The sequence below is a fragment of the Mucilaginibacter sp. genome (genome assembly GCF_036383575.1).
GTDB lineage: Bacteria > Bacteroidota > Bacteroidia > Sphingobacteriales > Sphingobacteriaceae > Mucilaginibacter.
Genome location: NZ_DASVOB010000235.1, coordinates 1 through 6,621, shown reverse-complemented (window position 1 = coordinate 6,621; position 6,621 = coordinate 1). Strand labels below are relative to the sequence as shown.

Here is a 6,621-nt window from a genome sequence, read left to right as displayed (position 1 = left end):
CCATCAACGCATCGCGCGGATTTTATACTTCTTTACAGTACCGGGATAATTACACATTTTTAGGAAGTACAACTGCCTGGCGCTCTCTGATTGTTGATGTGCGTAAATACTTTAGGTTCCCCGAAAATTCGGATAACGTATTGGCCTTTTGGTCGTATGACTGGTTGGTACTTAATGGCAGGCCGGCATACCTTGATCTGCCGGCAACCGGACATGATCCCAGTTTTACCACCGGCCGCGGATATATACAGGGCAGGTTCAGGGGGGCACAAATGGTTTACCTGGAAAGCGAATACAGGTTTAAAATAACCCGTAATGGTTTGCTGGGTGGTGTAGCCTTTGTAAATGGCGAATCGTTTTCGGCCGCACCAGGCACAGCTTTGCAAACTATGCAGCCTGGCTTTGGCGGTGGTTTAAGGATTAAACTGAATAAAGTATCCAAAACCAATATTGCTATTGATTATGGTTTTGGGCGGGAAGGGTCAAGAGGCTTGTTTATTAATGTGGGCGAAGTGTTTTAATGGCAGTGTATTAATTTGATTGACAGTGTCTTGTCGGTGATTTCTATTTTGATTTTTGCATTTTTTAGTCCTGAAAATCCCCGAAAAAGGATCGCCGGTAATTTGTTTTTACATTTTTATTAAAAGTGCTTTACAGCGCATAAACCGGTAACTTTAGCATGAATATTGACGTACATCATACAAAGGTTAAAAAAAGTTAAAAAATTAATTTGTTTAACCATATTTAATGAGATTTGTAATTATTTATTGCTATGTTTATTTGCCAGTAAGCCTATGATCCGTACCAGTTTTACTAAATGGTTTGTTTTACTAAGTTTATCCATTTCGGTGGCTTTAACTTCCTGCCAAAAAGATGAGGAAGTGAAGGATATAAACGCGGTTAAAACATCTGCAAGTAAAGACAGCGTATCATCAGTAAACATCATCAATACTCCGGGCAATTTCCTTGCAGGAAAAGGTACTTTAAAAGTTACCATCGAAGATTCAACTTACACCTTTGATGCCAGCAAAGATTCGATAGCATTCATAAATGTACATAACGGCGACGATAAATATTTTGGCATCACCGCAATCAACAAGGCACATAACATGAGCTTTGGTATCAGTTCATTAGGGTTAGCTTCGGTAAAGACCAGCAGTGACGTGGCCGGAAGTCAGTTTTTATTCAAGGTTGATGAAAAAAAACCTTTACTGCAATATACCCTCACCAAATATGCCGGGCAACAGGATTTTGGTAAGATAGATATGGATCAGTATAATCATGAAAATATGATTGCAAAAGGTACTTTCTTTACTTTTTTAGCTAAAGATGATAAGTCCGATTCGCCCTTTTACCGTGTTGAGGGCAGCTTTGAGCTACAGCTTAAATAGCTTCCTTGTCTATTTCCGAAAGCGGTTTTGAAAATCTTTCATTCAGTAATATTAAGGTAAAAAAGCCATTACCTAATGATCATTAGTGTCCGAAGAAGCTGTAATGCGGCTCTTTTTTCGTACCTTTATGCAAATTTTAAAAACATTGATGAAAGTATTTATTGCAGGTCTTCCTTTAGAAGTAGATGAGGCCGAATTAACAGCTGTTTTTGGTGATTTTGGGCCGGTTAAATCGCTCAGAATTATTAAAGATCGCGAAACAAAAGAGAGTAAGGGTTTTGGTTTTGTGGAGATGGTTAACGAGGATGAAGCGAAAGAAGCGATACGTTGCATGAATGGAGCAAGTTATTATGGCCGCAGGATCACGGTTAACGTAGCCGAAGATAAAGGTCCTGGCTTTAACGGCGGTGGCCAAAAAGGTGGCTTCAGACGTAATTAATACCAGATAAAACATTATTCTTTTTTTTCAAAATATTAGCCGGCTATGCCGGCTTTTTTTGTTTTAGCTGGTAATGTGGAATTGTATAGTTTAAATCATGTTAAATTAATTATTTGATCAGCAGTTATCGGAAAAAGCTTATTTTAGTATAAGCTATCAGCGGCTGATGAGCTATTGAAACAACCACACTACTATAACCTTACCTGCAATTTAATGATCAATTATATCTATTATACCCCACGCCCCTGGATTCCTGAACTTGATGGCAATTTAAAGTAGCTGCAATGCGCCGCAATTTTTTGAAACCGGCAATAACAGTACTTGTGCTTTGGCTTGTAGCTCTTTCAGCTTTTGGCCAGGCGCCTGATATTACCTATACTACCCCAAATGTTTACATTATTGAAACTGCAATACCGGCATTGAATCCTTCAAATACTGGAGGCGCTGTGCCCGCTACAATTTATGGAGAAACTAAGGTTATAGCAGGCACAGGTCAGTTTGGTAATGTTAATGGCGATGCAGCTACCGCGCAATTTAAACTGCCGTATGGTATCAGTATGGATGCCGACGGAAATACATATATAGCTGAAAGTGGGGGCGGGATCCGCATGATTAGTGCCTCAGGACAGGTTTCGTCAATAGGTATAGATGCGCTGCCCGGGCCACCCTTTAACGTGCCTAAGCTTAACAATCCCCGTGGAGTGGTTAAGGATAAAAGCGGCAATTTATTTGTAGCAAACTACAGCAATCATAATATATTAAAAATTACCCCCTCTGGTATCATTACTGTTTTTGCCGGCATCAATCAAGCCGGTACTGCAGATGGCCCTGGCGATGTAGCCAATATTATCAATCCTAACGGTATCGCTATCGATAAGGATGATAATCTGTATGTGTCGGATGGTAATAATGCAATACGCAAAATTTCCCCGTCGGGTTATGTATACACACTTGCGGGGCAGCCTTCGGCAGGGACTTTAGATGGACTTGGGCCTGCCGCCAGGTTTAACAAGCCTGCCGGACTCGCAGTTGATAAAGATGGGAACATCTATGTTGCAGATCAGGCTGGTTTTGCAATCCGTAAGATCACCCCTAACGGACTGGTTACAACAATAGCGGGCGGTAATTTCGGAGCGGACGATGGAGTCGGGACGGCAGCTAAGTTTCAATATCCTGTAGGGATAACGGTTGATGCTTCCGGTAATTTATATGTAACTGACGGTGGGGTGGGTACCGTGCGACGGATCTCGCCGGATGGCGAGGTTAAAACTATAGCAGGGGGAGGCCCGGTTGGAGTTGAAAACGGGGTGGGCACCGATGTTCATTTTAGCAGCCCAAGTGGTATAACAATAGGCCCGGATGGTAATTTATATGTGGCAGAATATGGTAAAAATTCAATAAAAAAGGTTACGGCAACTGGCTACACTATTGACAAAGCTTTACCTGCCGGCCTTGTTTTTGATCCTAAAACAGGAATTATAAGTGGTACGCCTACGGTATTATGGCCTGCTACCAATTATACAGTTACCGCATATAACGCGGCGGGCAGTAGTAAGTTCATATTGAGTATAGAGGTTGATGATGTGAGTACGCCTGTTATCAGCGGAAGCAATGTTAGTGGTGCTATAACGGCTTGTGTTGGGGCGGCATCTGCAAATTACCAAATGTTCACGGTGTCGGGAACTAATCTTACCAATGATGCAATTGTTATAGCTCCTGCCAATTTTGAAGTATCATTGACGCCGGTTGGAGGCTATAGCAGCACTGCTACTATATCGCTTGCTGATTTAGAGCTACCTCCTGATGGGGATGGGATTGCTGTCTATGTCCGTTCTGCGGCAACAGCGCCGGCCGGAAACCTGACTGGTGATGTGTTATTAAAATCAACCGGAGCCACAGATTTTCTGGTGCCTGTAAGCGGAGTGATAAGCCCGATTATGACACTGGAAGTGAGTATTAATCAACAGATTTTAGGCTGCCCCGGCGAGCAGGTAATACTTGTTGCGTTAACACCCAATCCGGCGAATAATTTAAATTATCAGTGGTATGTAAATGGAATCCCCACTGGTCCCAACCGTGTAAATTTTATAAGTTCTGAAGTTAGCAGTTCTGACGTAATAACAGTAACGCTCACCAATACCGTCGATTGTACGAACTCGCCATCCGTTACTTCCGCTCCGGCATCACCGATGTATATACCATTAATAACCCCAGTGGTAACAGTAGAACAACCGGATCTGGCTTGTCCGGGACAGACTGTAACATTTGTGGCAAATACTCATGGCACAGAGGACGTTAATTCTGTTTATAACTGGCAGATCAACAATGTAGATCAGGGTAATCACAATAAAACATTTCCGGCACCAGCCACCATCACCGCTGCCGATAAAGTAACGGTTACCATGACCAATCCAAGTAACTGCGGCCCTCTGAGCGTAACTTCCGTCCCGGTATCGCCTGTGTATAACTCACAAGTCCCTCCAATAATAACAGTAGAACAACCGGATCTGGCTTGTCCGGGACAGACCGTAACATTTGTGGCAAATACGCATGGCACAGAGGACGTTAATTCTGTTTATAACTGGCAGATCAATAATGTGGATCAGAGTAATCACGATAAAACATTTCCGGCACCGGGCATCATCACCGCTGCCGATAAAGTAACGGTTACCATGACTAACCCAAGTAACTGCGGCCCTCTGAGTGCAACTTCCGTTGCGGTATCACCTGCATATAACGCCCCGGTAGCTCCAACAGTGGCTATTTCTGCCCCGTCGATTTATCCTGTTTGTGAGGGGGACTATCAAACTTTTACAGCAGTGTCACCTAACTCGGGTAGTAATCCAAGTTATCAGTGGCAATTGAATCATGTTAACGTTGGCGAAAACAAGGATAAGTTTACAAGTAATACCCTGAAAAACGGTGACCGGTTAACATGTACAATAAGCAGTTCTGCACAGTGTACTGTACCTGGTACCAGCAACGAGTTTGTCATTCAGACTAAAGTGCTGCCTACTGTGGCATTTAACGGAGATGTTACTATCAAAAAAGGTGAAAGTATCATCTTGTCACCTGTTCTATCAAATAATGTTACAGATTATAGCTGGTCGCCTTCGATAGGGTTAAGTAATTCTGCTGTCTCGGCCCCAACAGCATCGCCAGCAGTAACCACTACTTATATATTAACGGTAACAGCAGGGGGATGCCCGGCATCGGCCGTTATTAAAGTTAATGTGCTGGAACAAATGGTTATCCCTAATACTTTTACCCCCAATGGTGATGGTGTTAACGATACCTGGAGTATTGCCGGGCTTGCCGCGTATCCAAATTGCACGGTTAACGTGTTTAACAGGTATGGTGCCGGGATATTTCGCTCGGTGGGTTATGCTAAGAATTGGAATGGAGCTTTTAACGGGTATGTGCTGCCCTCCGGTACTTATTATTATGTAGTTGACCTTAAAGATGGCAGTAAGCCATTGTCAGGATACATTGTTCTTTTAAAATAATGATTTAATAAACGCTCAGTCGAAAATGAAAATAGGTAAGCTGCTGGGAAATTACATAGAGCCCTATTGTATAACGTATTAAACAATAGGGATAATCAACTTAGCTTTATGCTTTGGCGCTCCGCTTTTAGTTTGAATACAAGTTGTTATGGGAAAAAATTACGAAGCCTGCGCCAGCGAAATTTTAGCCGGATCAAGATTGTTGAGCAGCGTGTCCAGCTTAAGATTGAACTCCTTTAATTGAATATCGCCTTTTTCGAAAGCTTTGGTTAATTGTGTGAGTTCTTCTTCAAGGTGTTGAACTACAGTGCTGTTTGTGTCTGTACTGTGTTTTTGATGGTCTTCAATAACTTCTATCTTATATTCAGCCGCTTTAAGTAAATATGCTTGTTGAACATCAAAAGTGATATGCGTGTTATCGCTCACTTTTGCTTTTTGTTGTTTGTTAAACTCTACTAAAATTATAGCAGCAATAATAGCAACAATTACCAACGTCATTATAGGGTCCATCTTCTTCTCTTTTTGTTACGGCTTTATGATCTCAGGCAGAGGGCCTGCGGTTTATAATTAGCATAAATATAGCTGAATAAAAAATAAACTAAAAGGCAATTGTTGATAAATTACCCATTTGTGAATAACTATTGAGAAAAGATTGTGGCTTTTATGTGAATATGTGAAAATTTAATTAGGTTAAAGTGGATTTAGCTATGTTGGGAGTAAATTTAACTTGTTATGGATGGTTATTTGAGCCGTTTCTCATAACATAGAAACCTTAAGCCGGGTCTTATAGTTAAACTAATTTCGCCAGCCAAAACATAGCCCAGCTTTGGGAAAAGCTTTTGTGTTGCTTGGTTGGCAATATTGGTGTCAATCCTCAATATGTTAATTGCACGCCGTATAGCTTCATGTTCGGCTTGTTTTAAAAATGCCGCCGCCACACCACGCCCCTGGTAATTAACATTTACAGCAAGTCGATGTGTAACTATAGCAGTTTCAGTAATGTCAAGCCCGGCCTGAGCATATTCAGCGTCCTGATCGGTTGTTATTGCAGCTACACCTGCTATTGCTCCCGCAATCTCGGCTACCCAAAGTTGGTTAAAGTCAATATCCTGGGTAAATACCTGTTTATTGGGGTAGTCATTATCCCATTGAAAGTTACCTGCTGTTTTCATAACAGGTATTACATCGGCTATAAGAGTTAATATTTGCGGTATATCATTGAAGGTAGCCAGTCGGATTGTCATATCATCTGTAATTAGAAATTACAGCTAAAGTATATAAGTTT

At 41.7% G+C, this 6,621-nt stretch carries 5 protein-coding genes and 1 pseudogene; 4 read left to right on the top strand and 2 right to left on the bottom strand.

Annotated features, from left to right (window positions below):
- The 4 genes and pseudogenes from VF500_RS08395 to VF500_RS08380 form a co-directional block, all read left to right on the top strand.
- A pseudogene (locus tag VF500_RS08395) lies at positions 1–521 on the top strand (hypothetical protein); the annotation flags it as partial.
- A gap of 273 nt (positions 522–794) precedes the next feature.
- Positions 795–1,391 carry a hypothetical protein gene (locus VF500_RS08390; protein ID WP_330859245.1) on the top strand — a complete coding sequence of 199 codons (597 nt, stop codon included), beginning with the start codon at positions 795–797 and terminating at the stop codon, positions 1,389–1,391.
- A 148-nt stretch (positions 1,392–1,539) separates the two neighbouring features.
- On the top strand, positions 1,540–1,830 hold the full coding sequence (locus tag VF500_RS08385; RefSeq protein WP_090523751.1) for an RNA recognition motif domain-containing protein: 291 nt from the start codon (positions 1,540–1,542) through the stop codon (positions 1,828–1,830).
- A 284-nt stretch (positions 1,831–2,114) separates the two neighbouring features.
- Positions 2,115–5,336 (top strand): gliding motility-associated C-terminal domain-containing protein, encoded by a 3,222-nt coding sequence (locus VF500_RS08380; protein ID WP_330859244.1) that lies wholly within the window; start codon positions 2,115–2,117, stop codon positions 5,334–5,336.
- Positions 5,337–5,495: 159 nt separating this feature from the next.
- On the opposite strand, the gene VF500_RS08375 is transcribed toward VF500_RS08380, so the two are convergent.
- Both VF500_RS08375 and VF500_RS08370 read right to left on the bottom strand, forming a co-directional pair.
- Complete coding sequence (locus tag VF500_RS08375; protein WP_330859243.1) at positions 5,496–5,846, bottom strand: hypothetical protein; 351 nt, start codon at positions 5,844–5,846, stop codon at positions 5,496–5,498.
- 230 nt (positions 5,847–6,076) lie between these two features.
- Positions 6,077–6,580 (bottom strand): GNAT family N-acetyltransferase, encoded by a 504-nt coding sequence (locus tag VF500_RS08370; protein WP_330859242.1) that lies wholly within the window; start codon positions 6,578–6,580, stop codon positions 6,077–6,079.
- Between the last annotated feature and the right edge of the window lie 41 nt (positions 6,581–6,621).